Below are 26,415 nucleotides of genomic sequence, written 5' to 3' on the forward strand. Positions count from 1 at the left end.
GTTTCACCTCAATTTATTTATCTTGCTGGCCAGAGCTCCCGCCCCAAAGCCATTATCAATATTCACGACAGATACGCCCATGGCACAGCTGTTGAGCATCGACAGCAGCGCTGCCACCCCATGGAATGACGCCCCATAGCCTACACTTGTCGGCACGGCAATCACGGGTTTATCGGTAAGCCCGCCGACCACGCTTGCCAGCGCCCCCTCCATGCCTGCAATGACCACGATGACATTCGCCGCCTTTATCGCTGGCAGATGGGCAAACAACCGGTGTATGCCGGCCACCCCGCAGTCATAGCAGGTCTCCACGCAGTTGCCGAACAGATAGGCCGTCAGCCGAGCCTCTTCCGCCACGGGAATATCGCTGGTCCCAGCCGTCAGGATGAGGATTTTGTGGGCCGCATCACGCGTGATGCGTGTATCACGGTCAAGGTAAATGAGCCGCGCTGTCTCGTCGTATACGGCGGCAGGTACTTTTTCCTGTACCCTCTCGTAATGCGACCGATCGGCCCGGGTAGCCAGCAGATTCCCCTTGCTGTGCGTATATAACGAATAAAAAATATCCCGCACCTGCTCAGGCGTCTTGCCAGCCGCATAGATCACCTCGGGCATTCCCTGCCGCAATTCGCGATGATGATCCACTTCTGCGAACCGCATCTCTTCGAAGGGCGCCTCTGCGATTGCCTTCACAGCTTCCGCCTCAGCGACATTCCCCTCTTTATACTCGCGCAACAGGCGCGCGATCTCCTCCTCAGTCATCTGGCCACCTCAATTCTATATCCAACCAATTTAATGTATTCGCGCTGAAAGGAAAAATTCCTCTTAACGAAAAAACCTTCCCCGCAGGGAAGGCTTGCGCCGATCGATCAGATGTTGAAGAATCCGCGCATGAAGATTGCTGCTGCCGCAGCACCAAAGAACGGAGCAATGCCCGGCACCAGGATGCCGTATTGCCAATCGTTGTCCGCCTTGTTCTCGATCGGCAGCACGGCATGCGCCAGACGCGGGCCCATGTCGCGGGCAAGGTTCATAGCAAATCCCGTAGTACCGCCCATGCCCATGCCGATGGCCCAGACCAGCAGGCCGATGGCTATCGGTGCCAGCATGGCAGCAGGGCCCTGGCAGGCACGCAGGATGCCCAAGATGCCCGAAATGAAGACAAACGTCGCAAAAAACTCGCAGAAGAAATTGCGTGGCAGATTGCGGATGCCCGGCGTCGTGGAAAAGATATTGCGGATCCGCACCGGATCGATCTTGCCCACCGAAGCCTTGAAATGGTCCGCATAGCAGAACCACATGATTGCCGCGCCGAAGAAGCCGCCGGCAAGCTCTGCCAGCGAGATCGGCAGCACCATCCCCCAGGAAATATTCCCCAGCACAGCCTGCGCCACCACCATGGCCGGGTTGATGCAGACATCGCCAAACAGATACAGGGATACCGTGATGCCAAACGACCAGGTCGTTATCGCAAAGATGTGCCCCGTGCCATTGTATTTCGTGTTCACCAGCGTATCATCACAGTGCACGCCGATACCAAAGATGATCATCAGGGCGGTGCCCATGAACTCTGCCAACAATTGATGTTCCATTGAATTCGTTCTCCTATCTTTCTTCTCTTATTCCTTTATTCCTCAGCCGACGATGACTGCCAAGCCATCGGGCACGACAGCCACCTTCGCATCGCGGCCCTCATAGCCATAGGCTTTCTGCAGGGCTTCGTCAAAACTCTTGGCCAGCTCCATATGCATATCGGTGATGAGCTGCGGCTCAACCAGATCTGATACCATGATGACGCGATGATGGGCAAGGATTCTCGCCAAAATCTGCGACGTCCACTGATCCGGGATTGTCTCCAGGCGCGGCGTATTGATTGCCTTCTGCAGGAACTCCTGCGGTGTTTTGGCATCTGCTAGATTGTGATAGAAGCCCTCGCCGCCATGACCATCCGCGCAGCCAGCCACCATGATGATAGTGCCTCCTTCTTTGTTGGCCGCCTCGGCTGCCGTCATACCTTTGACTGCCTGGTAGATGTTTTGGTCGAGCGGATAGCCGCCATTGGTCGACACCGTGATATCCGCCTGCACCTGCGGCACATGCGCCAGATCTGCGACAAACTCGCAGCCCTTCTCATGGGCGCGTTCCAGCTCACCAGCAAAGGAGCCGATGATTTCTTTGTCCTCATTGAGCACGACATTGAGGATGAACTTCAGGCCGGCAGTACGAGCCGCATAGACCATATCACGATGGATCGGGTTGTCGAGCAGATTGCCAGTGCGCGCATGGTGCGAATTGATGAATTCGCCGCAATGATTGGCCATGATGGTCTTGTATGAGGCCACCCCCGGCAGTACCGCTTTGCGGCCGCCCGAGAAACCAGCAAAGAAATGCGATTCGATGAACCCCTCAGCAATCAGCAGGTCTGCCTCGACCGCAGTACGGTTCACGATGCATTCGCCGCCGCTTGGCAGCGTGCCGATCTTGACCATCGAAGCATCATCCGTCGAAACATGCATGACGATGTTCTCCTTGTTGACGATCTCTTCGCCGTATTTGGCCACCAGTTCCTCATGCGTTGACGGACGATGGAAGCCCGTCGCTACCAGGATGCTGATATTTGCCTCCGGTTCCGCCGAACGGATGCGGCGCAGCAAGATTGGCATCGTGATATGCGAGGGTACCGGCCGCGTGTGATCTGAGCTGATGATGGTGATGTTCTTCTTGCCCTTCACCAGTTCCTCCAGGCGCGGTGAGCCGATAGGATTATCCAGTGACGCCTCGACCAGCTCCTGCTGCCCCTTGTCTGCCTTATAGCCTGCCGCCTTGGATTCCAGTACAGCCAGCAGATTCTCATCAGCCACCTCAGCAGCCATAGTTCCCTTGTCATAAGGTAAAGAAAACTTCATGTCAAAAACCTCTCTTTCCAAATCCTCCTATTTCCAGTACAATAAACCATAACAATATCGCCTTCCACAAGACGCATATAGCGTAACATAAACACACCAGCTTATTGCATCAAATCCTGCCGTCAAATACGGCAAAAACTGCGAAACAAAACGAAGCCAGAAAGAAGGATATCCATTGCTCCCCATTCTCGACAAATCCCTGCAAAAAGAATACGCGCTGCTTAGCCTGCTCGATTCTGATGACCGTTGCTTTTCCTGCCAGGAACTCGCAGCCGGTCTCCAGCTCTCAGAGCGAACCATCCATAAATACCTGCAAAGCCTCACGATGCATCTTGAGGAGCGTTTCCCTCAGGCTTTTGTCATCGAGCGCAATACTGCCCTCGGCATCCGTCTGAGCCGGGCTCCCTGGCTCAACATCCATGTGGTCTACACACAGTTTGCCCAGGAGTCGCTGACCTATTCCTTTTTCCATGCCATGTTCCTCGAAACCGTGGATACGACCACGTCATTCTGCCTGACCCACTATCTGAGCCAGGCTTCACTGTACCGTGCGCTTGCCCCGATGCGTGATGCTGTGGCAGCCTTCTCCCTGACCCTTGATGCCGCCGATATGAAACTTTCCGGCGATGAGATGCAGCTCCGCTATTTCTTCAATAACTTCTACCTGCAGATCTACCGCGGCTACGATTGGCCATTTCCTGATATCTCGCGCCAGCGCATCATGAATGCCATCGAAGATATCCTCGGCGCGCTCGACTTTCCGATGTCCATCAGCGACCGCAAGCACTTCTCCTATTGGCTCGCCATCATTGTCCACCGCATGAGCCTGCGCCATAGCCTGTCTTCGCCTCTGCCCGCTGAGCTCGGCCTCGACAATGAAGCGTATCACGCCGGCCTTCCCGCCATCGAGCGATTCTTCCAGCGCTTCCGCCTTCCCATCCTGACCGCAGAATGCCAATTTGTCTTCTATCTGCTGCATGCCTTCCCCTTTGGCGCCAATGTGCAGCAACGCCTGTTTGCAGCCGCCCGCGATGCCCGTGGCTTCGACTGCCTGCCCCTCACAGCCACCGATCACTTCATGGCCGTCTTTGCCCGCTATTTCCCGAGCTGGATCGGCATGGGGGCCCCGAGCTTCCGCCAGAAGCTGCACCGCCTGCACTTCCACGGCGCATTGCTGAGCGGCAGTTCCGACCTGCTGGAGCGCTATCCTTTCCTCAAGACATACCAGACGACATATCCCCGCTTCGCCCGCCACATGCAGAAGCTCTACGAAGCCCTCGCGCCCCATCCCTGTGGTCGCTGCTTCACCGATACCTGTTATCTGCTTCCCCATTACATCCTGCTTTGCAGCCAATACTTTGACCTTGCAGCAGCCGAGCCGGTCATCCATCTCGCCCTGCTGACCGACTATGGCCCGATCTATGAAGAAAAGATCAAGCAGGAAATCATCTCCCGGTTCCGCGATGACTTCCATCTGCAATTCGTCTCTACGCATGTCGACTATGACCTGCTGATCACCAATCTGCCAGCCCCCATCCAGCCCCCCGGACATCTTTCCCTGTCCATCCACACGGCCTTCAATCCCCGCGAATGGGAGCTGTTGCAGGAGCTTTTGACCCGGCTACGTACCAGGCAGGCACAATCCTGCTGAAGCAGGGACAATATAAAAGGAAAGCAGCCTTGTCCACTGGACAAGGCTGCTTTCCTTTTATATTGTCTTATTCGTTTTCCTGCTGCTCGGCCAGCTGTGCTGCCGTCACGGCAGCGGCCTGCTGTGCCTGGCGTGCAGCCTGCTGGTTCATCTGCGTCTTTGCCTGCTGCAGGACATTGAGTGCCTGCTGCAAGCCCTGTTCAGCCTGGCGTACCCCCTGGAAGGTTCCTGTCACATGGGCGATCAGCTGCTCAAACACCTGGTTGGCATAAGCATCCGCATCATTCTGCAGCTGCGTAGCATTCTGCTGCGTGCGCTCCATGATCTCACGCTCCTGCTGCTGCGTCTGCTGCAGGATGGTCTTGGCCTTTTCCTTGGCCTGCTGGACGATCTCATTATCGTCCGTGATGCGCTCTGCATATTCCTTGGCCTCCCGCTTGATCTGCTCGGCCTCCTTGCGTGCATCCTCCAGGATCTGCTCGCGATTGCGCATGATCTCATCGGCCCGGTTGAGCTCTTTGGGCAGATCATTACGCAGCTCATCTACATAATGGATGAGTTCATTATCATTGATCAGGGTCTTCTCCGTAAACGGGAAATGCGAAGCTCCCACCACCATATTCTCGAGTTTATCCAAGGTATCGCGTACTGACATATACCGCTTACTTCCTTTCTCTCTGCTCTAATTCTATCATCGCCTGCTCCACGCAGTCCGGAACCAGCCCATGGACACTGCCATGGAACCGGAACAGTTCCCGGACACCGGATGAACTCACATAGGAGTAATCCGGCCGCGTCAGCAGAAACACTGTATCAATCTCTGGCGCGATATGACGGATCATATACGCTTCATTCTCTTCATATTCCAAGTCTTTCACCGACCGGATGCCACGGACGATGACCTGTGCATCATGCGCGCGCATGAACTCGGTTATGAGCCCCGCGAATGACATGACCTGCACGTTCTCCAAATGGCTGACCGCCTGACGCAGCAGATCCACCCGCTGCTCCACCGGCAAGAATCCCTTTTTGCTGGCATTCTGGAACACACAGATGATCAGCTCATCAAACATCCTGCTGGCCCGCTCGAAGACGTCAACATGACCGTTGGTCACCGGGTCGAAACTGCCGGAACACACTGCCCGCGTCACAGCTCCACCTCCTCGACATACGCCCGCCACTGGAAAAAAGTCAGCTGCGTGGTATGTCCATACCGCCGGTTCATGACTGCTATCAAGTGCTCAAGCTCGGGAATATCATTCTCATCAGCACCATGCTCGACGACCAGGATACCATTGCGTGCCATAATGCCCGCTGACTGGTCGATCTGCTTGAGTGCCCGCTCCCAGAGCCCCTTGTGGTAGGGCGGATCGCAGAAAATCAGATCGAAATCTGGCTGGCTGCGGTCCAGCTGGCCGAGCTCGGCAAAAACATCGCCGCCGCGCACCGTAACCTTGTCCTGCAGCCGTGTCAACCGTGCGTTTTCCTGCATGAGCTGAGCCGTGGCCTTATCCACGAGCATACCACTTTTCGCCCCACGCGACAACGCTTCCAAGCCCAGATTGCCCGTACCGGCAAAAATATCCAGCACCTTGCGATCCAGTACTTTCTGCCCCAGGATATTGAACAGCGACTCTTTGATGCGGTCAGCTGTGGGCCGCGTGTCCTGCCCTTTCGGTGTCTTCAATCGGCATCCCCGGGCTGTCCCCGTGATGATTCTCATATCATCCACTCCATCCTGTGCTGTTATTTACCTCACAGTAAACAAATTCATTTTACCATATTTTATTCAAATAGTGAACTGCCCGTATGGTATAATATGCAAAGAATCTTTACTGTATAGGAGTTTACCGTGAAACAACGTCATCACTATATCATTCCGCTCATCATCCTCGTCCTCATGCTCGGGCTCTGGCATATGCTGCGCCCTGCCCGGCCAGCAGTACCGCTCACGCCTGAACGGCCGCTGGCCGATACGGTACTGCTCGTCCCGCTCGACGGACGCCCCCCGTGCCGCCAGTTCGTCATTGATGCAGGACGCATCGCTGGCACACGCGTCGAAGCACCGCCCACCAGCATACAAGACTATTACTCACAGCCCGGGGATACGCAAGGCATGCGGCAATGGCTCAGCCAGAACCTCGGCAACAGCCAGGCCGCCATCCTGTCCATCGACCAGCTGCTCTACGGCGGGCTGCTGGCCGCCCGTGAGAAGGAAGCCTCCCCCGCGGAAATCAATAGCCTGCTCCAATACCTGCGCGGACTCCACACTGCTCATCCCGACATCCCCCTCTACGCCTTCAGCATCCTGCCGCGCCAGACGCCCCAAGACACCATCGACGGCTATCAGGAACGCAAAGACCTGTTGGCCTACTCGCGGCTGAAAGGCCGGCAAGCAGAAGGCCTGCCCATCGACGAGCAGGAGCTTTCCCGCCTTGAACAGGCTATTCCCGCCGAAAGCATGACGCGCTACCTTGCGCACTTTGCCGAGAACAAGCAGCTCAACGAAGCGCTGATCCGGCTGGTACACGAAGGTGTCCTGGCCCAGCTCGTCCTCGGACAGGACGACGGCGAGCCCTTCAGCATCCCCAACATCGAAAAGAACGAGCTGAAGAAATACATCGCCCACCAAAACCTTCCGGCGGACAAAGTCTTTTTGACCCATGGCGCCGATGAGATCGCCCTCTCGCTGCTGACCACCATCAAAAACCGGCAGGCAGGCTTCCGCCCGCGCATCTTCGTGCACTACAACTCGCCAGCCACACCGGACCGCGTCATGCCCTATATGGCGATCAACACCGCGGAGACTGTCCGCGAAAAGATTGCCCTGCTAGGCGGCCAGGAAAGTGACACCCCCGGTGAGGCCGATTTCACACTGCTTGTCTCCACCTGCAATAGCGATGAAGATGACTTAGCCAGCCGCCAGCAGACGGCAGCGTATCTGCAAACGGCGCGCGAAAACAACCAACCCGTCGCCCTCGTCGACCTCAGCAAGCATTTCACGGCCCAGGAAACCGTCCTGCCTTTGCTGCTCAATAGCGATTATCCCGTGAATACGCTTATCGCCTATGCTGGCTGGAACACTACGAGCAACAGTATCGGCACCGCGCTGGCTCAGGCCAGCCTTTACGAGGTTTCCCGCCAGCAGGCTGCCAGCCTTGAGGAAACGATTGGCCTGACAGCTGCCAATATCACCTTCCTGCAGGATCGGCTGCTCGAAGATTACTTCTATCTGAAAGAGGACATCGACCTCATCAACCTGGAGCTCCAGAAGGCCGGCTACACCAACACCGCCGACCTCGACCTTGAACACAACCATCGCTGGGCCAACCGCATGCTGCAGCGTGCCATGAAAGATCATCTGGCAGCCTACAAGAATACCCGCGCCTTCCGCCAGCCTGTGACCTTCCACTCGCCCTATGGCCAGTTCTCCCTACTGCTGCAAGACATGACCGTCGACCTCAGCTATCCCTGGCCGCGCACCTTCGAGATCTGGCTGCAGGCCACTCCCTATTTTGCCATGCTCCCAACCGGAAAAATTAAATGATTAGCAAAAAAAGTTCTTGACATCTCCCTACCATCTCTATATAATATATAAATGTCGATGGCTCACTGAGTCAGAAACCTTACAGGGGTATCGCCAAGTTGGTAAGGCACGGGTCTCTGAATCCCGCATGCGTTGGTTCGAGTCCAGCTACCCCTGCCATTGCATATTTCACCGCTATCTGTTAGGATAGCGGTTTTTTTGTTGTGTCGTTGCCAAACAAAAGACGCGCAGCCAGCTCCTTCGCTGGTTGCGCGTCTTTTCGTCTATTTTACTGGCTGGATTGGCGGCAGCTCTACCGTCTGTGCCTTGCTGGCCGTTGCCGCAGGCACCTTCTCGATAGGCGGAAGCTCCACCACAGGCTTTGCCGCGGCTGGTCTTGCCACAGCTGGCAGCTTGACCTCCACCGCCTGGATTGGCGGCAGTTCCACGACATTTCCTGCGGGCAGCGCCGCTTTTGCCGGAGCCACAACCGGAGCCGGCTGCGGCTGGACAGCTGGCGCAGGCGGAGCAACAGGAGGCTGCGGCAATACTGCCGGCTGGACTTCTGCCGGAGATTTTTTCCCTGCCTTCTTCTGCGCATCAATGTCTGCGGCCGTGATGATGATAGGCACAGCCTTCGGTTCCTGCGTGGCTGCTACCTTACCGGCCTCAGCATCAGCTTTCGGTGCCGTTCCGACGGCATCCCAATGCAACCTTGCATTCCTGCCCGGCAACCCGCTATAATCTACCTCGCCCATTCCGGCATTGGCAATCCCCATGCTCTGCACCATCAGCAAAGCGGCAGCCGCCAAGGCCACCCCTTGTTTCTTGCTACGCTTCATCCCGCAATCCCCCAATGTATTCTTAGCTGCAATCACATATCATTATATGTAATTCTGCACCACACAGGAAAATCCTGCTTTATTTCTCCTGGAAACTTGCCACACCCTGTTGGAACAGCTTGATGGCACTGTCACGCAGCACAGGATTATCGATCAGCTGCAGCGAATAGCAGCCACCCTTCGCCCCACGGAAAAAGGTCACTGCCATCTGCGTGTCAGCCGTGGCCTTGGCATCGAACTTGCCATCCCCATTGGTATCGACCTCGATCTCTTTTGCCGTTACCGCATAGACCGCCTTGTTCGTCGCGCTGAGATTCACCAGCATGATGCCTTCATAACCATTGCTGTTCATCAGGTCATTGAGATATTTCTTGGCCTCTTCTTCGTTGATCTTGTTGAAGTCCGGCGTCTTCTTCCCATCAAAGGCATCCATCAGGACAACCCAGGCATTCTTGATGTTGTACCCATCGTTGTCAAAGACAAGCACTTCGCCTTTCTTGCCCTCATAAAGCAGGCTAGCGGGGATAACATTCGGACGCTGCGGGCACTGGATGGTAAAACCATACTCCTTGCTCGTGTAAGTATAGCCAAGCTTTGCCGGCTGCGCCTGAGCCGTCTCAGCTGCCGGAGCCGGCTCAGCTGCGAAAACCGTTGCCGGAGCAGCACTTCCAAGCAGGATTGCCGCCATAACGCCCATTGCCATGTTCTTGTTCCAATTCATCAGGATACCTTCTTTCCTAATCAACCGAGCTTCAGCGCTTGCGTGCTGGCTCTACATTAACCTTATAACCCTTGACCGTATTGCGGTGCATGATATTCATGACACGCTCCGCCACATCCTCTGGTACTTCCACAAAGGTGAACCGGTCATAGATATTGATGACGCCGATCGTATCGCCTGGGATATCTGCCTCACCGGCAATCGCCCGGACAATGTCGGACGGACGTATCTTTTGATTGCGGCCGATGTTGAGGAACAGGCGCACCATGCCCGGTGCACCGCCCGTATCCCCGAAGCTGTCGGTTGCACTCTTCGGCTCCTCTTGGTAGCCTTCAAGGGAGAGCTTGAGAGCTGCAGCAGCGATATCGACAAGATCGAAGCCCTCCGCAACCACATCCGAAATGATGGTATGGTAATCGTCGTAATGATTCTGCTGCAGAGTCTTGATCAGCCGCTCCTGGACGAGGTCCTTCTGCCGCTCGAGGATATCCGAAGCCGTCGGCAGCTCGCGACGCTGGATCTTCGTATGTGCCAGCTTCATGATGAGGCGCAGCTGGCGATACTCCTTCGGCTCGATGAACGTCATCGCTACACCCGTACGGCCCGCACGGCCCGTGCGGCCGATGCGGTGGACATAGGACTCATGATCCTGCGGGATATCATAGTTGATGACATGCGTGATATCATCGATATCGATGCCGCGCGCCGCTACATCGGTCGCAATCAGCACATCGATGCGCCCCTCACGGAATTTCTTCATCACACGGTCGCGCTGGATCTGCGACAGATCGCCATGCAGGCCGCCCGCCGAATAGCCACGCGCATCGAGAGACGCAGAAAGGTCATCGACAGCACGCTTCGTCCGGCAGAAAATGATGAGCTTGCCAGTCTCTTCGACATCGAGCACACGGCAAAGGCCTTCGAATTTCTGGCGCGTCTCATAGTATACCTGATCGATGAGCGGCACAGTCAGATTCTCCCGCGTGATCGTCACGCGCTGTGGATGATCCATATAGCGCAGCGAGAGCTTTTCGATGGGCGCTGGCATCGTGGCCGAGAACAGCAAAGTCTGGCGCTCAGCCGGTATCATCTCCAGGATGCTTTCAATATCGTCGATGAAGCCCATATCGAGCATCTCATCAGCCTCATCAAGCACCAGCGTCTGTACATGCTCGAGCTTGATCGTCCCGCGATGCAGATGATCGAGCAGACGTCCCGGCGTGCCGACGATGATCTGCACCCCACGTCCCAGTGCCCGGATCTGGCGCTCAATCGACTGGCCGCCGTAGACCGGCAGCGTACGCACGCGCTTGAACTTGCCGATTTTGTTGAGTTCCTCGGCTGTCTGGATAGCCAGCTCACGGGTCGGCGTCAGCACCAGCGCCTGGATATGGCGCGACTTCTCGGCAGTCTTTTCCACCGTCGGGATGCCAAAGGCTGCTGTCTTGCCCGTACCGGTCTGTGCCTGGCCGATGACATCATGGCCCTCCAGGGCCAACGGAATCGTCTGCGCCTGGATAGGCGACGGCTCCTCAAAGCCCATCTCTGTCACGGCCTGCAGGATCTTGCGGCTCAAATCGATCTCGCCAAATTTTTTCATTTCGTGTTTCAAAAAGTTCCTCCTGATAGATAATCGTGTATCATCTGCAGAGCTGTCTCTGCACTTTTCTGTTTGATTTCCTTGCGGTCGCCACGGAAGTGGTGCTCGCGGATCGTTGTGCCCCGTGCGCCAGCCACAGCGATGTACACCAGCCCCACCGGCTGGCCATTGCTGCCACCGCCAGGACCAGCCAGCCCCGTGATGCCTACACCGATGTCGGTACCGATGCGCTGGCGGATGCCCTGCGCCATCTCGCCGGCAGTTTCGGCTGACACCTCCGTATAGGCAGCAATCGTCTCCGGCTGCACACCAGCCAGCTGCTCCTTGACCTTATTCGTATAGCAGACCACAGAGCCCATGACATAGGCCGAGCTTCCCGGGATATCGGTCAGCCGGCTCGTCAGCAGCCCCCCGGTGCACGACTCAGCACAAGCGATAGTCTTATGCTGGCTGGCCAGCAGATCTCCTACAACCTCTTCCATGCTCTTCATGATCCGCCTCGTCAGTCTGCCAGCTTCTCGCCGACTACATCATACGTGAAGCCCTGCAGGACCCTGACCTTGATGATGTCGCCCGGCTTGCTGTCCGTATCGTTCTCGACATAGACCTGTCCATCGACCTCCGGTGCCTCGCGGTACGAGCGGCCCACGCAGATATTCGGCTGCTCCTCATCACGGCCCTCGACCAGCACCTCCAGCTCCTTGCCTTCAAAGGACTGATTGACCTCCTCCGAAATCTTGCTCTGCAGGCTCATGAGATCATGATAGCGCTCCTGCATGACTTCCTCAGAAACCTGGTTGGGCATGTCATAGGCGGCCGTATCTTCCTCACGCGAATACGTGAATACGCCGACACGATCGAGCCGCTGTTCCTCCAGGAACTTGCGCAGCGTCTGATACTGCGCATCGGTCTCGCCAGGGAAGCCGACAATGAACGTCGAACGGATCGTGACCCCCGGAATCCGCGCACGCAGCTTATCCAGAAGTGCCACCATATCCTCACGGGTATCGGGGCGGTGCATCGAACGCAGCACATCGTTATCCGCATGCTGCAACGGCAGGTCTACATATTTGCAGACCTTGGGCTCATTGGCATAGACATCGATGAGTTCGTCGGTGAAGAACTTCGGATAGCAGTAGAGCGTACGCACCCATTTGAGTTTCGGCACCTTGCAGATATTCCGCAGAAGCTCAGCCAGCACCGGCTTGCCATAGATGTCCTTGCCGTAGAGCGTGCTGTCCTGCGCGATCAGCACGACCTCACGCACGCCCTTTTCGGTCAGGCGCTCGATTTCCGCACAGATATCCTCCATGCGGCGGCTGCGGAAACGGCCACGGATCTGCGGGATGGCGCAGAACGCGCAGCGGTTGTCGCAGCCCTCGGCAATCTTGACATACGCCGTGTAATCCGGCGTCGTCGTGATGCGCGGCGTCTTCTCATCATAGAGCGTATCATCCTCACCAGCAATGACGACACGATGGCCCTTGAGCGTCTCCTCGACGGCCTCCATGATACGGCCCCAGGCGCCGGTGCCAAGGATGGCATCGGCCTCTGGCAGCTCATCCAGCAGCTCCTGCTTGTAGCGCTGCCCCAGGCAGCCAGCAACGATCAGGCTGCGACAGCGCCCCGTCTCCTTGTAGTCCGCCATGTTGAGGACAGTCGTGATGGACTCCTCCTTGGCGGACTGGATAAAAGCACACGTATTGACGATGAGGATGTCGGCCTCTGCCGGCTCCGGCGTTATCTCGATGCCATGCGCTGTAAGCTCACCAAGCATGACCTCCGTATCGACAAGATTCTTGGAACAGCCAAGACTGATAAAACCTGCTTTCACTTTAAACCTCCTATATGAATCGGAAAACTCTCCTGCCATGCTGCACAAAGCAAATGGTTACAAGAAGATACAGAGGATACAACCTGCAACAGCAGGCGGTATCCTCTGTCCCCTCATATCACAAATCCCTGTTATTTGAAGCGGACTTCTTTGACCCACCGGTCAAGAAAATCATGCTTCTGCTGTGCCGTGTAACTGGCTGGCTGATTGAACAGCACCAGATTCTTGCCAGCAAACATCTTGTAAGCCAGCGTTCCCGGATTAGTCGGCACGAAATAGAAGCTCCGCTCCTGCAATGCCAGCTGCGCATCATCCCCCAGCAGCCAGTCCGCGAACTCCTTGGCGGCCCGCTGGGCCTTCGGCTCAGCCCGGTACGCCATGCCGGTTCCCGTCACGATTGCTGCCGTGCCATCGGCTGGATATACGACCTGCAGCGGATAGCCGTCCTGCATGTAGCGGATCGTCTCACTCTCCACGCCCACGGCAATATCCACTTCGCCCATCCCCGCCTGGCGGACCGGGGTGGACAGATACCGTGCATATTGCACGACCTTGGGATGAAGCTGCCGCCAGATGTCATAGGCAGCCGCATCGCCGAACTGCGCGATCATGCTGATGAGCAGGTTCGCGGAGGCGTCAGCCGCCAAAAAATCCGTAACGCCGATGCGCACCTTCTTCTGCTTGGCCAGATCCTGCCAAGTATCGGGGATATGCGCCTGCGTCTTCAGATAATCCTTGTTGACACAGAAGACGATCGGATCGTACCAAACGCCTACCCAGTAGCCGTTTTCCTCACGGAAATCTTCCTGGACCTGATCGCCAGCCTCGGACAGATACGGTACCAGATAGCCAGCAGCCGCAGCCTTCGCCAGTGTCTCGCGGTCAGCCAGCACCATGGCGGCCTCGCCATCCTTGCCGCTGTACGCCTGCTCCTGCAAACGGTTCAAGAGCTTCTCAGCTGGCAGCGGCACAAAGTTCACACGCACACCATGCTGCTTCTCATACGCCGCCGTCAGGATGGTCACATGCTCAGCTGGCAGCGTCGTATAGACAGTGATCTCCTGTCTTGGCCGCTGCTGCTCATCATGGCCAGCTCCGGCCAGATACGCAGACCCTGCTACCACGACTAAGAGGAGCAGGAACGACGTCAACAGAAGAGATGTATACCTTCTCATGGATGATACCTCTCCCACTTAATACTAATCAGTACCATTCTATCATAAGAAAAGGACCGCCGCAACTCAGCGGCAGTCCCACAGAATCTCTTGTTTCCAGCTGGCTTATGCATCCGGATGGTCTTTATGGAGCGGCGTCCCGAAGATGAGGTTATCGAGCAGACCGATAAGCTGGTTGATCTCCGGCTTCGCAATCTGTCCCGATGCACCGAGCTGCTCGCCCTTGAGACGCATCTCGTCACTGATCAGCGACGAGAAGAGTACGAGCGGCACACTCTGCAGACGCTCGTCTTCACGGACCAGCTTCAGCAGTCGATGTCCATCCATCTTCGGCATCTCGACATCGGATACGATGACGCCGACATGATCCTCGATCTTGCCCTCACGTTCAGCCAGGCCCCGCAGATAATCCCAGGCATCCTGGCCATTGCCGAAGTCGCGGACAAAGCGATACCCCGACTCATGCAGCGTCGTGACCAGAAGGTCGCGCAACATCGGCGAATCCTCTGCCACAACAACATGCACATTGGAGCGCTTGACCTTTACGTCCTCAGTTGCCTCTTCATAGGTGGTCAGCTTCGCATTGATTTCCGGATTGATCTCCGCAATGATCGTCTCAAAGTCAAGCAAGAGCACGATGCGGTCCTTCATCTTGACGATGCCGACTACTCGCGACTGGTCACCGACCTCCGGCGCCGGCTCCATATCCTTCCAGGAAATACGATGGATACGCGAAACATTCTCAACCAAGAAGCCGATATTGTAATTATTGATTTCCGTTACAATGATGTTCTTCGGCTCCGTCCCCGTCTGCACATTCAGGCAGCGCGGCAGGTTGACCAACGGAATCGCCTTGCCACGCAGCGTGAACAGTCCATCGATATACGGATGCGCCTGCGGCATAGTCGTCACCGGCGTGCGCGTGATGACTTCGCGAACCTTCGCTACATTGATACCATAATTCACATGGCCAATGCTGAACTCAACAATCTCAAACTCATTCGTGCCTGTCTCAAGCAGGATCCCTTTTTTATCTCCACTCGTTTCTGCTGCCATTCAATTCGCCCCCATACTCGGATTCGTATTATCCCATTTTATATTTCATCTATGATGTTTCTATTCGCCTTAAAGCAACAAATTCCTTCTGCTTTCCTGAAAAAAGTCCACCGGCACCATCATTTTTCTTTCAGATAGGTCCAGCCATCTTTCTCCACGACACGGCCCTCGCGCAAGAGATGTCCCAAGGCCCGCTTGAATGCTGCCTTTGAGATCTGGAACTTGTCACGGATGACCTCCGGCGACGATTCATCGCTGTACGGCATCTTGCCATTGCGGCTCGCCAAGAGCTCCAGGATGCGCTGCGAGTCCGTAAGCAAGGCCTTTTCCTTGACCTCACGCAGGGAGGCATTGAGCCGCCCATCCGGACGTACATACGTCACCCGCGCCGTCACGACTTCGCCGACACGCGGCCGCGTCTTCATCTCTTTGTTGTCGATGAACACGATATAGCGTTCGTTGCTGAACAAGAAGGCTCCGCTATCGGTGTAGTTGTATATGGCACCAGTGACCGCATCGCCTACGCGGACATTCGTCGCCGGCTGCGAGGCGCGGCGCATCTCATCCTCGACTTCCATCGTGACCGCCAGACGGCCGGATTTGTCGGTGTAGAGCTTCGCCCATACCACCTCGCCGACCTGAGGCCGCCCGCGCATGCCTGCATACGGCATGAAGATGCCGCGCTCGGCACCAACGTCCAGGAAAGCTCCGTCCCGGCTCGTATTGATGACCTTGAGGCGGGCGATCTGTCCTTCTTTCATGCGCGGTACACGCATGCTTGCCGTCAGCCGGCGCTTCGGGTCAAGGTACAGGAATACCGTGACTTCGTCGCCAACGGCCACCGGCCCGGTCTGCTGTGTCTTATGCAGCAGGATATCGTCCGACGTGTTGCCGGTTTCCGCATCCAGGAAGGCACCCATCTCACCGATACGTGCTACCTTGAGTGTCGCGACCGTACTCGGCCCGTATTTTCTCTTTTTTCTCTCTTCCATCTCCGACCTCAATCAGTCTTCGTACGGGGTCAGCTCTGCATCGCCCCAGAGACGCTCCAACGCATAGTACTCGCGGGCCTCCTGCATGAAGATATGCGCGACTACATCACCATAGTCCAGCAGCACCCATTCACCTTCGCGATAACCTTCTTTGTGGTTGAAGGCGATGCCTGCCTCATCCATAGCCTCTTCGATATTATCTGCGATTGCCCGGACCTGCGTGGCCGTATTCGCCGAGCAGATCACGAAGTAATCCGTCGAGGACATGAGCCCCTGCATATCCATCACTACGATATCGCGTGCCTTCTTGTCACTGGCCGCCTTGCAGATGGCCTCCGTCATTCCCTGTATCATCAATTTTATTCCTCCTCTGGTTTATTCCATGTATCGGCAGGAAAGAGTTCCTGCATGCGTTTTTGGATTCCGGCTTCATCCGGCACCCAAATCGATTCATCCTCCTGGGCCACGGACCCCGGCAGCATGACGCTCACTGGCGTATCGCTGCTCATGCTGCGCAGGACATTGGCCAGATGCGCAGAATCAAAGATTTCTGCGCTCGTATCGACGCGCTGCTTGAAGATATCTGCCACAGCCGGTAATTTCGGCACCGTCTCAAACTGCAGCAGCTTCTGATAAAGAGCCTTCACAAAACGCTGCTGGCGCTGCACGCGGCCGACATCGCCGAGTTCCGAGCTGCGGAACCGGATATACTGCTGGGCCTGCTGGCCATTCAGATGCTGATAGCCCTGTTTGAGCTGGATCGACAGATCCGCCTCGGGGTCCTCGTACTGCATATCCCCCTCGACATAGATATCGATGCCGCCCAGCGCATCGATGAGATCCACAAAGGCCGCCATGTCCAAGGCCACATACTGATGGATGGATATGCCCAGGAGCGAACTGATCTGGCGTACCATCATCGGCGCCCCGCCCAGTGCATAGACGCTCTTGAGCTTCGTCGCCGTACCGCCCTCCGGCAGGTTCACCCAGGTGTCCCGCGGGATATTGATGAACCGCACCTTGCCCGTCTCATTCTCGAGGCTGACCACCAGGATCGTATCGGCACGCTTCTCCGTGCCTGCCGTCTCATCAGCACCTTCGTCCAGCCCCATGACCAGGATGTTCGTGTAGCCATCAAACTTGGGGTCGATGGTGCCGCGCCTTGCCTGCTGTCGTTCCGTGTAGCCATTGTACATGGCCTGATATTCGTGATAGATATTGCTGCCCCAGGAGACCAGTGTATATCCAAGGAACAGCACACCGGCTATCACAGCCCCCAAGAATATCAGCAGGAAAAAAAGCCTGGCCAATGCCCGGCGGCGGCGTCTTGCCCGCAGCTGCCGTTTCCGCATGATATTCTCGCGGGTGATATTCTGCTGTTCATTTCCCATTGGCGCACCTTCTTTATTGCTCTTATGGTTCATTTCTGCCGGTCTTCTTCAATAGCAGCTCGTTGCGCGCCAGCACGGTATCGGGATGGATCAGATGGCCCTTCGCTACAACGAAACGGATCGACTGGCTCAAGCCTTCAAGGACCATATCATCGAGGCTAGCTGTCTTTGCCAGCCGGCGCAGTTCCTCGACACCTGGATAATTGCGCCCCGGCTCGACCATATCTGCAAACCAGATGATCTTGTCGAGATCCGTCATGCCAGTGCCACCGACGGTGTGACGCCAGATGGCTTGCTCTACCATGGCATCATCCACGTGATAGATCTCCCGCACACGCCTTGCACCGATATACGCATGCAGCAGGAGGGGCATCGCCCGCTCCACTTCGCCGATTGCTATCCCGCGGCGCTGCGCCTCCGCCAGCATGTCCTCATTGCGGTACTCACGCGCACAGTCATGCAGCAAGCCGGCCACACGGGCCCGCTCCTCATCGGCACCAAAGCGGTGCGCCAGGAAAACCGCCGTCTCGGCTACCCCAAGGCAATGACGGAAACGGCTGTCCTTCAACCGGCTCGCCAGTTCAGCTTCCATGGCCTCATAGCTCATGCCAAAACTCATGAATACAACCCTTCTTTTTTGATATACGCTTCCACAGCAGGCGGCACCAGATACTTGATGCTCTTGCCAGCCCTCACGCGTGCCCTGACCACCGTGGAAGAGATTTCCAGTTCTGGTACGGCCAGGAAGTGGATCTTCTCACGGGCCAAGGCTCCGAACTGCCGGACCAAAGCTTCCTCGTCGACAGGAGCCCCTGGTCTGGTGGTCCCCACAAAATGGCATTCGCGCAGCAATTCCTCGATATGATACCAGGTGTGCAGCTCATTGATGGTATCCGAGCCCGTGATGAAATAGAGTTCCGCGGCCTCGCCATACCTTTGCTGCACTTCCCGTACCGTCAGGAGCGAATACGATGGCCCCGTCCGTTCCAGCTCCTGCTTGGATACATGGAAGAACGGATTGGACGAGGTCGCCAGCTGGGTCATCATCAGGCGATGATAGGCTGGCTCCACCTTGCGCCCCTGCTTGTGCGGCGGATTGGCCGCAGGGATGAACAGCACGAGATCCAGGCTGAATTCTTCACGTACAGCCTCAGCGATTGCCAGATGGGCAATATGTATCGGATCGAAGGTACCGCCCATGATGCCGATCCGCAGTTGTCTTGTTTCCGTCATGGCAGCAATGCGCCTCCTTCCCAACTGGCCAGCAAGGCCAATCCTGCCAGCATCGTCAGCAGGATGATGAGGATCGCCCGTCCATAGTCCTTGGCATCATGACGCCCCTTGGGCGTCGCCAGATACTGGCGGATGGTCCGACCATAACCAGTCAGCCGGTTCATCCGCGAACCTGCCCCTCACCATAGATCAGATACTTCGTACTCGTAAGCTCCATGAGCCCCATGGGCCCACGTGCATGCAGCTTCTGCGTGCTGATGCCGATTTCAGCGCCAAAGCCGAATTCAAAGCCATCGGTGAAGCGCGTCGATGCGTTGACATACACTGCAGCGGCATCCACTTCACGCTGGAAGCGGTGCGCATTGCGGATATCTGTCGTAACGATAGCCTCCGAATGGCCGGTATTATAACGATTGATATGACTGATGGCTGCCTGGATATCCTCCACTACCTTGACGGACAAGATGAGGTCGCCGTATTCCGCCGACCAGTCTTCCTCCGTTGCCGGAATCATCGCCGGACAGATGGCACAGGCCTGTTCACAACCACGAAGCTCGACGTGTTTTTCCGCCATAGCCGCCGCAAGCCGCGGCAGGAATTCCGCCGCAATGGCCTTATGCACCAGCAGCGTCTCCATGGCGTTGCAGACCGATGGATGCGACGTCTTGGCATTGACCGCAATGTCAACGGCCATAGCCTGGTCCGCCGATGCATCCACAAAGGTATGGCAGACACCGGTTCCCGTCTCGATGACCGGCACCGAGCTGTTCGCGACGATATGCTTGATAAGACCAGCACCGCCGCGTGGAATGATGACATCGAGCAGCCCGGAAAGATGCGTCATGACATCCACAGCCGCACGGTCCGTGAACTCGACAAACTGCAAAGCTCCCTCAGGGATGCCATTCTCATAAGCGGCTTTTGCCAGCAGAGAACTGATGGCCGTATTGGACCGGATAGCCTCGGAGCCGCCGCGCAGGATGACAGCATTGCCCGATTTGAGGCAGAGACCAGCCGCATCGGCCGTCACATTCGGCCGTGCTTCATAGATGATGCCGATGACGCCCAGCGGCACCCGGATCCGGCGGATTTCCAAGCCATTAGGACGCGTCGCCGAATAATCGCCCTGACTGATGGGATCCGGCAGCTGTGCCGTCTGGCGCAGCCCTTCGGCCATCTGGCTGATACGGCTTTCATTGAGCATGAGCCGGTCAAGATAGGAGCGCTTGAGTCCTTTCTGCCGGGCTTCCTCCAGATCCTGTTCATTCGCTGCCAGAATCACGGAGCTGCGCTTCTCCAATGCCTCAGCCATGGCCAGCAGCGCCTTGTTCTTGACACCAGTCGGCAAAACGCTGAGCTTGCGGCTTGCCGCACGGGCAGCCTCGGCCTTCTTCTTCATCTCTGCTTCGAAATCCATCCAAATTCCTCCTCAGGTAATCAGACCATCAGAACCATATTGTCGCGATGAATGACCTCCTCCGGCCCCTCACCACCAATCAGACGCGAGAACTCCTCGGTCTTATGGCCCAGCAGTTTCTGCAAAGTCTCGGCATTATAATTCACGATACCGCGAGCGATCTCCTGCTGCTGCAGGTTGAGCACGCGCACCGTATTGCCCTCATGAAAGTCGCCATCACAAGCCACAACACCTGCGGCCAGCAGACTTGAACCCTTCTCGCGCATTGCCGCCGCACAGCCGTCATCGACGACCAGCTCGCCGGCCAGCCGCTTGCCAAAAGCCAGCCAGCTCTTGCGGACCCGCAGATGCGACTCGCGTGCGGGAAACACTGTCCCCACCGTTTTGCCAGCCAGGACATCACGGATGATGCCATCGCGGGCCCCCGAGGCAATGACCATCGTCACGCCAGCACTCATCGCCACCTGCGCCGCCTGGATTTTCGTCATCATGCCGCCGGTGCCAAGCTTCGAGCCTGCCCCGCCAGCGATTCTCTCGATTTCCGGCGTGATCTCAGGGATCTCAGAGATCAGCTCTGCCTCCGGATGCGTGGACGGATTCGCCGTATAGAGCCCTTCGATATCCGATAAGATAATGAGCGCATCGGCATCTACCAGGGTTGCCACCATGGCGGAAAGATTGTCATTGTCGCCTATCTTTATTTCGTCGACAGCGACGGCATCATTCTCATTGATGACCGGTATCGCCCCCATGGCCAGCTGTGCCAGCAGGGAATCGCGGGAATGGATGTACTGGTTATGACGGACCGAATTTTCTTTGGTCAGCAGGACCTGCCCCATGACCTGCCCATACTCGGCAAAGAATTTTTCATAGATATGCATGAGCACACCTTGGCCAATAGCCGCGATGGCCTGCTTCTCCGGAATGGAGTCCGGCTTCTTCGCTAATCCCAGTTTCCCGAGGCCGGCAGCAATCGCCCCCGACGACACGAGTACCATTTCCTTGCCTTGGTTCCGGAGATCCGCGAGTTCGCGGATCAGATGATCGATGCGGTGAAGATCGAGCTTGCCAGTCTCATGGGCCAGCGTGCTCGTCCCTACCTTGACGACAATGCGCTTGGCATCGCGCAGCCGCTCTCTTGCGTTCATAGGATCGCCCCCGTTTTACGGCAGTTCGATTTTCGGCTTGTCAAAATTACGTTTATACAACAGACCATTGCGGCCAATGATCTGCACAAGATTCACATCCGCACGCTCTGCCAGCATCGTGATTGCGTCTTCCGGCTCCTCCATGCAGTTCTGCAGGACGCGGACCTTGATGAGTTCACGCTTCTTGATGGCTTCACGAGCAGCCTCAACCACAGTCGGCGTGACGCCTTCCTTGCCCATCATGACAACGGGTTCGAGTTTCTGGCCCAGCGAGCGCAAAAAACTCTTCTGCTTGCCAGTCAATGAATTTCTAAGCAATCTATTTCCTCCTATATAATGATTTATTCGCGGAATTCAAATTCCATCGAACCGATATGCACCGTATCGCCCTCTTTGATGCCCTTAGCCTTGAGTTTTGCGTCGATGCCCTTGATGCGCCAGATATACTGGAAGCGGCGCACTGCCTCATCGTTGAGGAAGTTCGTCATCGCCACGAGTTTCTCCAAGGATTTGCCCGAGACGACAAAGTCACCGCTGATATCGCGCGAGATCGTGACCTTCTCGGGATCCTCCTCATTCTCATCATAGACCTTGACTTCCTCTTCCGTTTCCGGCTCCTCCACATAATTGTCAAGCCACTCGCCGACGTAGCTGATGAGGTCGCTGACCCCCTGGCGCGTCGCTGCCGAAATCTCGAAGAACTTCAGCCCTTCCTGCTCGGCCAGCTTCTTGAGGCGCGGCAGGTTCTCCTGAGCCTCAGGAATATCGATCTTGTTGGCAACGAGGATCTGCGTACGGCGAGCGATCTTCTCGCTGTACTTCTTGAGCTCGGTGTTGATTTTGTAATAATCATCCACCGGATCGCGTCCTTCCAGCCCCGAAGCATCGACGATATGTAAGATTAGCTTCGTGCGCTCGACGTGGCGCAGGAAATCATGCCCCAGGCCCACACCGTCAGCAGCGCCTTCGATTAGTCCCGGAATATCTGCCATGACAAAACTCTTCTCATAATCCGTCTTGACGACGCCGAGGACCGGTGTGATCGTCGTGAAATGATACTCCGCAATCTCTGGACGTGCTGCCGAGCAGCTGGCCACCAGACTCGACTTGCCGACGCTCGGGTAGCCGACCAGACCGACATCCGCCAGCAGCTTGAGCTCAAGGATCAGGTTGCGGGCCTCTCCTGGCTCACCGAACTCAGCAAAAGTCGGCGTGCGGTTGGCGGAATTGGCAAACTTCGCATTGCCGCGGCCACCACGGCCTCCCTTGCAGACAACTGCCTGCTGGCCGATTTCCGTAAGATCAGCCAATACCTGTCCGGTTGCCTCGTCCTTGACGATCGTCCCTGGCGGCACGTTGACATAGCAGGCCGGCGCATTAGCACCATACTGGTTCTTGATATCACCGTTCTCACCGTTCTTCGCCGCAAATTTCCGATGGAAGCGGAAATACAGCAGGGTATTCATATTGGGATCGACGACGAAGATGACATCGCCGCCACGGCCGCCGTCACCGCCAGAGGGGCCGCCCTTCGGCACAAATTTTTCACGCCGGAATGCCGATTTTCCGTGACCACCATCGCCTGCCTTGACGATGACGCGTGTACGATCGATAAACTGCATAGTATCCTCCTTAACCTTACCTTTTCTCTGCCCTGTGATGAATAAAAGTAAAAGCCGGCATTGTGTTCAATACCGGCTCTTACCTTTATGCACCACAACGCAACTTAACGCCGTTACTATATGTTCAATATAACAATACCTGCGCAGCTCAAAAAAGCGCGCAGGTACCGTATATATCATGGCTTACATAGCCTGTTCTTCAGCCGTGTAGACGCTAACCTGACGGTTGTAGCGGCCTTTACGCTCGAAAGCAACCTTACCGGCTACCTTCGCGAACAGCGTGTCATCCTTACCGATGCCGACGTTGTGGCCCGGATGGAAGTGCGTACCGCGCTGACGGACGAGGATGCTGCCAGCCGTTACGATCGTGCCAGCCTGCTCCTTGACGCCCAGGCGCTTGGACTCGCTGTCGCGGCCGTTACGCGTGGAGCTGACACCCTTTTTGTGAGCGAACAGCTGCAAATCAAAAATGAACATTAGATTCACCTCCGTTACCTTGAGATACGGACAGCCTCCGGACTGAGCTTCTGAATCTCCATCAGTCCTAGAAGCATCGATTGCATAATAGCTTCTGTGAGATCATCGGGTGCGCTCTGGAGCCTCACTGTGAGCTTTCCACTCGCTATGTCGTAATCGACCTCGCGATGCAGGTACTCCATAATGCCCAAAAGAGCGGTCTGTGTCAGTGAGGAAACCCCAGCACAGACAATATCCTGTCCCCGCTCCGCCGTGCCGCTATGGCCCGTGACCGAAAAACCGGATATCTTCCCATCTGCTTGCGAAAAGATGCGAATCTCAATCATCGATTAAGCTTCGATTTTCTCGATAACAACCTTCGTGAACGGCTGACGATGACCCTGACGTTTGCGATAGTTGGATTTAGCCTTGTATTTGAAAACAAGGATCTTCTTATCTTTGCCCTGAGCCTCGACTTTACCCGTTACTTTGGCACCTGCGACAACCGGCTTGCCGACCTTGACATCACCATCGTTGACAACCGTCAGGACTTCGTCAAAGACAACAGCCTCGCCTTCAGCTGCAGCCAGCTTCTCGACCGTGATAACATCACCCTCGGAAACCTTGTACTGCTTGCCACCAGTTTTGATAATAGCGTACATGAAAACACCTCCCTATAGATTACTCGCCAGCTGCGGTACAGCTGTTACACAGCTGATTTACGGAACCCCGCTGTGCGGTTGGGGATGGGCCTTATAGCCCAATCAAGACGCACGTCTTGCGTCTACAGTAGAAAAGTTTATCATAGCCCTTGCCCAATGTCAAGGAAAACTATCGCCAAAATAACAAGAGACATCCAGCCAAAAACTGTGATGTCTCTTGTTGTTATATAGTAGTTTCTCGTTACGAGCGCATGAACAGATTGATCAGGAACGCGATGCTGACGAGCCACATGATGGGGCTCACCTCACGAGCCTTGCCGCCAAGCGTCTTGATGAACGCAAAGCTGATAAAGCCGAAAGCAAAACCATTGGCAATGGATGACGTCAGCGGCATCATGATGATGGTCAGGAATGCCGGCAGTGCATCGGTGAAATCCTCGAAATTCACCTTGCCGACCTCGCTCATCATCAGGGCACCAACCAGGATCAGCGACGGTGCCGTCGCATATCCCGGAACCAGACCGATAAGCGGTGCAAACAGCAGCGAAACCAAGAACAGGATAGCCACCGTCACCGCCGTAAGCCCCGTCTTGCCACCAGCAGCAATACCAGCAGCACTCTCGATATAGGAAGTGACCGTCGACGTACCGAAGATCGAGCTGCAGATCGTGCCAACAGCATCTGTCGTCAGAGCACGGTCGATGTTCTCAATCTCACCATTTGGCTTGACCATCTTGGCCTTTGCCGTCAGACCGATCAGCGTACCCATATTATCGAACAACTCAACCACGGTGAATGTGAAGATGATGGATACGATACCATAGTTCCATGCACCAGCAATATCGAGCTTACCGAATGTCTCCCCCATATGCGGCAGCGACGTACTGATGACATCCGTGAACGAATGCGGCACCGGCGAATAGCCCAGGCACATCGAAAGCAACGTCGTCGCAACGATACCCAGCAGGATTGATCCCTGGACCTCGCGGGCCATCAATGCCCCGGTGAAGATCAAACCGAACAGGGCCAGCGCTGTCGTCGGCTGCGTGACATGTCCCAGCGTGATGAAAGTAGCCGGATCACTGATGATGAGGCCCGTCCCCTTGAGACCGATGAACGCGATGAAAAGACCGATACCAACACCGATTGCTACGCGCAGATTCTGCGGAACCGCATTGATGATGGCCTGACGGATATGACTGATGGTCAGGATAAGGAACAATACACCCGAGAAGAAAACTGCGCCCAGAGCTACCGTCCAATGCAGATGCAGGACACCACATACATAGTAAGCGAAGAACGCATTGAGTCCCATGCCCGGAGCCAAAGCTACCGGATAATTAGCGAACACGCCCATGACCATGGTCGAAAGTGCTGCAATCCATATCGTCGAAGCGATTGCGGCCTCTTTCGGTACCCCTGCATCGGCCAGGATGTTCGGATTGACAAACATGATGTACGCCAATGCGATGAACGTCGTGAAGCCGGCAAGAACCTCCGTCTTGACCGTCGTGTTTTTCTCCCGGAGCTTGAAAAAGCGCTCCAGGAAGGTCGGCTGACCCGTTTGTGCTTGCATAAAGAAATTAGCCTCCTCATAGACTTTGACAGTTTACGGCTGTCTGGTAGAAACACCCATTCCGTATCAATGGGCTTATACAAGAATTATGACGAAATACAGGATAGCAAAGAAAGGGACACTTGTCAATTTGAAAAATAAACCATAATTTTCAGATATTTTCTGGCAAGACATAACAAAAAAAGCCCCGACATCAGTCAGAGCTTATATTTGCAAGTGGCGGAGTGGAGAGGATTCGAACCTCCGCACCGGTTACCCAGCCTAACGATTTAGCAAACCGTCCTCTTCAGCCTCTTGAGTACCACTCCATATATATGGCAGGGGCAGTAAGAATCGAACTCACAACCTACGGTTTTGGAGACCGTTGCTCTACCAATTGAGCTATACCCCTAATAGTTAAAATGGGGCGACTTATGGGGATCGAACCCATGCATGCTGGAGCCACAATCCAGTGTGTTAACCGCTTCACCAAAGCCGCCATGAAACCGGCAACTACCTATCCTCCCAGTCCGTCTCCAGACAAGTACTTTCGGCCTCTGTATGCTTAACTACTGTGTTCGGTATGGGAACAGGTGGAACCATACAGGCATCGTCACCGGATATTCAG

Annotated in this window: 30 protein-coding genes, 4 tRNA genes, 1 rRNA gene and 1 riboswitch; of the genes, 3 read left to right on the forward strand and 32 right to left on the reverse strand. The window is 55.8% G+C overall.

Annotated elements, in window-relative coordinates:
- Nucleotides 1-3: 3 nt before the first annotated feature.
- From larB to larA, 3 genes are all read right to left on the reverse strand, one after another.
- A complete protein-coding gene (gene larB, locus FZ041_RS08705; protein WP_075444449.1) occupies nt 4-762 on the reverse strand; it encodes a nickel pincer cofactor biosynthesis protein LarB in 759 nt (252 codons plus the stop codon).
- Nucleotides 763-869: 107 nt separating this feature from the next.
- The gene (gene larD / locus FZ041_RS08710) at nt 870-1,592 is read right to left on the reverse strand and encodes a D/L-lactic acid transporter LarD (protein ID WP_075444447.1); all 723 of its coding nucleotides are present in this window, start codon (nt 1,590-1,592) and stop codon (nt 870-872) included.
- 42 nt (nt 1,593-1,634) lie between these two features.
- Entirely contained in the window at nt 1,635-2,906 is a 1,272-nt protein-coding gene (larA, locus tag FZ041_RS08715) for a nickel-dependent lactate racemase (protein ID WP_149189293.1), read from the reverse strand.
- A 175-nt stretch (nt 2,907-3,081) separates the two neighbouring features.
- Between larA and FZ041_RS08720 the strand changes: the two genes are divergently transcribed.
- Nucleotides 3,082-4,557 (forward strand): AcpB/EbpR/MafR family transcriptional regulator, encoded by a 1,476-nt coding sequence (locus FZ041_RS08720; RefSeq protein ID WP_149189294.1) that lies wholly within the window; start codon nt 3,082-3,084, stop codon nt 4,555-4,557.
- Between the two features lie 67 nt (nt 4,558-4,624).
- Here FZ041_RS08720 and FZ041_RS08725 read toward each other — a convergent pair whose 3' ends face one another.
- The 4 genes from FZ041_RS08725 to FZ041_RS14820 form a co-directional block, all read right to left on the reverse strand.
- A complete protein-coding gene (locus FZ041_RS08725; protein WP_075444441.1) occupies nt 4,625-5,212 on the reverse strand; it encodes an ATPase in 588 nt (195 codons plus the stop codon).
- 7 nt (nt 5,213-5,219) lie between these two features.
- Nucleotides 5,220-5,708: a pantetheine-phosphate adenylyltransferase gene (gene coaD, locus FZ041_RS08730; RefSeq protein WP_075444439.1), complete on the reverse strand. Its 489-nt coding sequence runs from the start codon at nt 5,706-5,708 to the stop codon at nt 5,220-5,222.
- Nucleotides 5,705-6,280, reverse strand: coding sequence for a 16S rRNA (guanine(966)-N(2))-methyltransferase RsmD (gene rsmD, locus FZ041_RS08735; RefSeq protein WP_075444437.1), 576 nt, complete (start codon nt 6,278-6,280; stop codon nt 5,705-5,707). Before rsmD ends, coaD begins: the two co-directional genes overlap by 4 nt.
- A 66-nt stretch (nt 6,281-6,346) precedes the next feature.
- Entirely contained in the window at nt 6,347-6,640 is a 294-nt protein-coding gene (locus tag FZ041_RS14820) for a hypothetical protein (protein ID WP_255449321.1), read from the reverse strand.
- Here FZ041_RS14820 and FZ041_RS08740 point away from each other — a divergent pair.
- Entirely contained in the window at nt 6,584-8,104 is a 1,521-nt protein-coding gene (locus tag FZ041_RS08740; protein WP_255449320.1) for a DUF4127 family protein, read from the forward strand. The genes FZ041_RS14820 and FZ041_RS08740 overlap by 57 nt on opposite strands.
- Before the next feature lie 83 nt (nt 8,105-8,187).
- A tRNA-Gln gene (locus tag FZ041_RS08745) sits at nt 8,188-8,263 on the forward strand.
- 104 nt (nt 8,264-8,367) lie between these two features.
- Here the strand turns inward: FZ041_RS08745 and FZ041_RS08750 are convergent.
- The 25 genes from FZ041_RS08750 to rrf form a co-directional block, all read right to left on the reverse strand.
- Nucleotides 8,368-8,925, reverse strand: coding sequence for a hypothetical protein (locus tag FZ041_RS08750; protein WP_149189295.1), 558 nt, complete (start codon nt 8,923-8,925; stop codon nt 8,368-8,370).
- 79 nt (nt 8,926-9,004) lie between these two features.
- Nucleotides 9,005-9,646, reverse strand: a complete 642-nt coding sequence (locus FZ041_RS08755; protein WP_143092159.1) for a hypothetical protein — start codon at nt 9,644-9,646, stop codon at nt 9,005-9,007.
- 31 nt (nt 9,647-9,677) lie between these two features.
- Complete coding sequence (locus FZ041_RS08760) at nt 9,678-11,246, reverse strand: DEAD/DEAH box helicase (protein WP_149189306.1); 1,569 nt, start codon at nt 11,244-11,246, stop codon at nt 9,678-9,680.
- An 8-nt stretch (nt 11,247-11,254) separates the two neighbouring features.
- Nucleotides 11,255-11,737 carry a CinA family protein gene (locus tag FZ041_RS08765; protein ID WP_149189296.1) on the reverse strand — a complete coding sequence of 161 codons (483 nt, stop codon included), beginning with the start codon at nt 11,735-11,737 and terminating at the stop codon, nt 11,255-11,257.
- Between the two features lie 11 nt (nt 11,738-11,748).
- The gene (gene rimO / locus FZ041_RS08770; protein ID WP_075444429.1) at nt 11,749-13,080 is read right to left on the reverse strand and encodes a 30S ribosomal protein S12 methylthiotransferase RimO; all 1,332 of its coding nucleotides are present in this window, start codon (nt 13,078-13,080) and stop codon (nt 11,749-11,751) included.
- A 131-nt stretch (nt 13,081-13,211) separates the two neighbouring features.
- A complete protein-coding gene (locus FZ041_RS08775) occupies nt 13,212-14,255 on the reverse strand; it encodes an ABC transporter substrate-binding protein (protein WP_149189297.1) in 1,044 nt (347 codons plus the stop codon).
- A 105-nt stretch (nt 14,256-14,360) separates the two neighbouring features.
- Nucleotides 14,361-15,311, reverse strand: a complete 951-nt coding sequence (locus FZ041_RS08780) for a chemotaxis protein (protein WP_075444425.1) — start codon at nt 15,309-15,311, stop codon at nt 14,361-14,363.
- Between the two features lie 119 nt (nt 15,312-15,430).
- Entirely contained in the window at nt 15,431-16,303 is an 873-nt protein-coding gene (locus tag FZ041_RS08785; RefSeq protein WP_075444423.1) for a CvfB family protein, read from the reverse strand.
- Between the two features lie 12 nt (nt 16,304-16,315).
- Nucleotides 16,316-16,657 (reverse strand): ribosome silencing factor, encoded by a 342-nt coding sequence (gene rsfS, locus FZ041_RS08790; RefSeq protein ID WP_371263029.1) that lies wholly within the window; start codon nt 16,655-16,657, stop codon nt 16,316-16,318.
- A gap of 5 nt (nt 16,658-16,662) precedes the next feature.
- Nucleotides 16,663-17,694 (reverse strand): LCP family protein, encoded by a 1,032-nt coding sequence (locus tag FZ041_RS08795; protein ID WP_149189298.1) that lies wholly within the window; start codon nt 17,692-17,694, stop codon nt 16,663-16,665.
- A gap of 22 nt (nt 17,695-17,716) precedes the next feature.
- Nucleotides 17,717-18,313, reverse strand: coding sequence for a bis(5'-nucleosyl)-tetraphosphatase (symmetrical) YqeK (gene yqeK, locus FZ041_RS08800; protein WP_439653966.1), 597 nt, complete (start codon nt 18,311-18,313; stop codon nt 17,717-17,719).
- On the reverse strand, nt 18,310-18,927 hold the full coding sequence (nadD, locus tag FZ041_RS08805; RefSeq protein ID WP_149189299.1) for a nicotinate-nucleotide adenylyltransferase: 618 nt from the start codon (nt 18,925-18,927) through the stop codon (nt 18,310-18,312). The genes yqeK and nadD overlap by 4 nt, the downstream gene beginning before the upstream one ends.
- On the reverse strand, nt 18,924-19,091 hold the full coding sequence (locus tag FZ041_RS14455; protein ID WP_173433974.1) for a hypothetical protein: 168 nt from the start codon (nt 19,089-19,091) through the stop codon (nt 18,924-18,926). Before FZ041_RS14455 ends, nadD begins: the two co-directional genes overlap by 4 nt.
- Nucleotides 19,088-20,344, reverse strand: a complete 1,257-nt coding sequence (locus FZ041_RS08810) for a glutamate-5-semialdehyde dehydrogenase (RefSeq protein WP_149189300.1) — start codon at nt 20,342-20,344, stop codon at nt 19,088-19,090. The genes FZ041_RS14455 and FZ041_RS08810 overlap by 4 nt, the downstream gene beginning before the upstream one ends.
- A gap of 20 nt (nt 20,345-20,364) precedes the next feature.
- On the reverse strand, nt 20,365-21,492 hold the full coding sequence (gene proB / locus FZ041_RS08815; protein WP_149189301.1) for a glutamate 5-kinase: 1,128 nt from the start codon (nt 21,490-21,492) through the stop codon (nt 20,365-20,367).
- Nucleotides 21,493-21,507: 15 nt separating this feature from the next.
- A complete protein-coding gene (gene yhbY / locus FZ041_RS08820) occupies nt 21,508-21,810 on the reverse strand; it encodes a ribosome assembly RNA-binding protein YhbY (RefSeq protein ID WP_075444408.1) in 303 nt (100 codons plus the stop codon).
- 23 nt (nt 21,811-21,833) lie between these two features.
- Entirely contained in the window at nt 21,834-23,114 is a 1,281-nt protein-coding gene (gene obgE, locus FZ041_RS08825) for a GTPase ObgE (RefSeq protein ID WP_075444405.1), read from the reverse strand.
- Between the two features lie 183 nt (nt 23,115-23,297).
- Nucleotides 23,298-23,591 carry a 50S ribosomal protein L27 gene (gene rpmA / locus FZ041_RS08830; RefSeq protein WP_075429921.1) on the reverse strand — a complete coding sequence of 98 codons (294 nt, stop codon included), beginning with the start codon at nt 23,589-23,591 and terminating at the stop codon, nt 23,298-23,300.
- A gap of 14 nt (nt 23,592-23,605) precedes the next feature.
- Nucleotides 23,606-23,917, reverse strand: coding sequence for a ribosomal-processing cysteine protease Prp (locus FZ041_RS08835; protein ID WP_075444402.1), 312 nt, complete (start codon nt 23,915-23,917; stop codon nt 23,606-23,608).
- 3 nt (nt 23,918-23,920) lie between these two features.
- A complete protein-coding gene (gene rplU / locus FZ041_RS08840) occupies nt 23,921-24,232 on the reverse strand; it encodes a 50S ribosomal protein L21 (RefSeq protein WP_074515810.1) in 312 nt (103 codons plus the stop codon).
- A 241-nt stretch (nt 24,233-24,473) separates the two neighbouring features.
- The gene (locus tag FZ041_RS08845; RefSeq protein WP_075444399.1) at nt 24,474-25,808 is read right to left on the reverse strand and encodes an NCS2 family permease; all 1,335 of its coding nucleotides are present in this window, start codon (nt 25,806-25,808) and stop codon (nt 24,474-24,476) included.
- Nucleotides 25,808-25,911, reverse strand: a riboswitch (purine riboswitch). Its footprint overlaps the gene before it by 1 nt.
- Nucleotides 25,912-26,025: 114 nt before the next feature.
- A tRNA-Ser gene (locus tag FZ041_RS08850) sits at nt 26,026-26,116 on the reverse strand.
- Nucleotides 26,117-26,123: 7 nt separating this feature from the next.
- Nucleotides 26,124-26,199 (reverse strand) — tRNA-Trp (locus tag FZ041_RS08855).
- 11 nt (nt 26,200-26,210) lie between these two features.
- Nucleotides 26,211-26,286, reverse strand: a tRNA-His gene (locus FZ041_RS08860).
- Between the two features lie 5 nt (nt 26,287-26,291).
- Nucleotides 26,292-26,408: ribosomal RNA gene (rrf, locus tag FZ041_RS08865) — 5S ribosomal RNA — on the reverse strand.
- Nucleotides 26,409-26,415 lie beyond the last annotated feature (7 nt).

It is taken from the genome of Pseudoselenomonas caprae, assembly GCF_008271345.1.
In the GTDB taxonomy this organism is placed as follows: Bacteria; Bacillota; Negativicutes; order Selenomonadales; family Selenomonadaceae; genus Selenomonas_A; species Selenomonas_A caprae.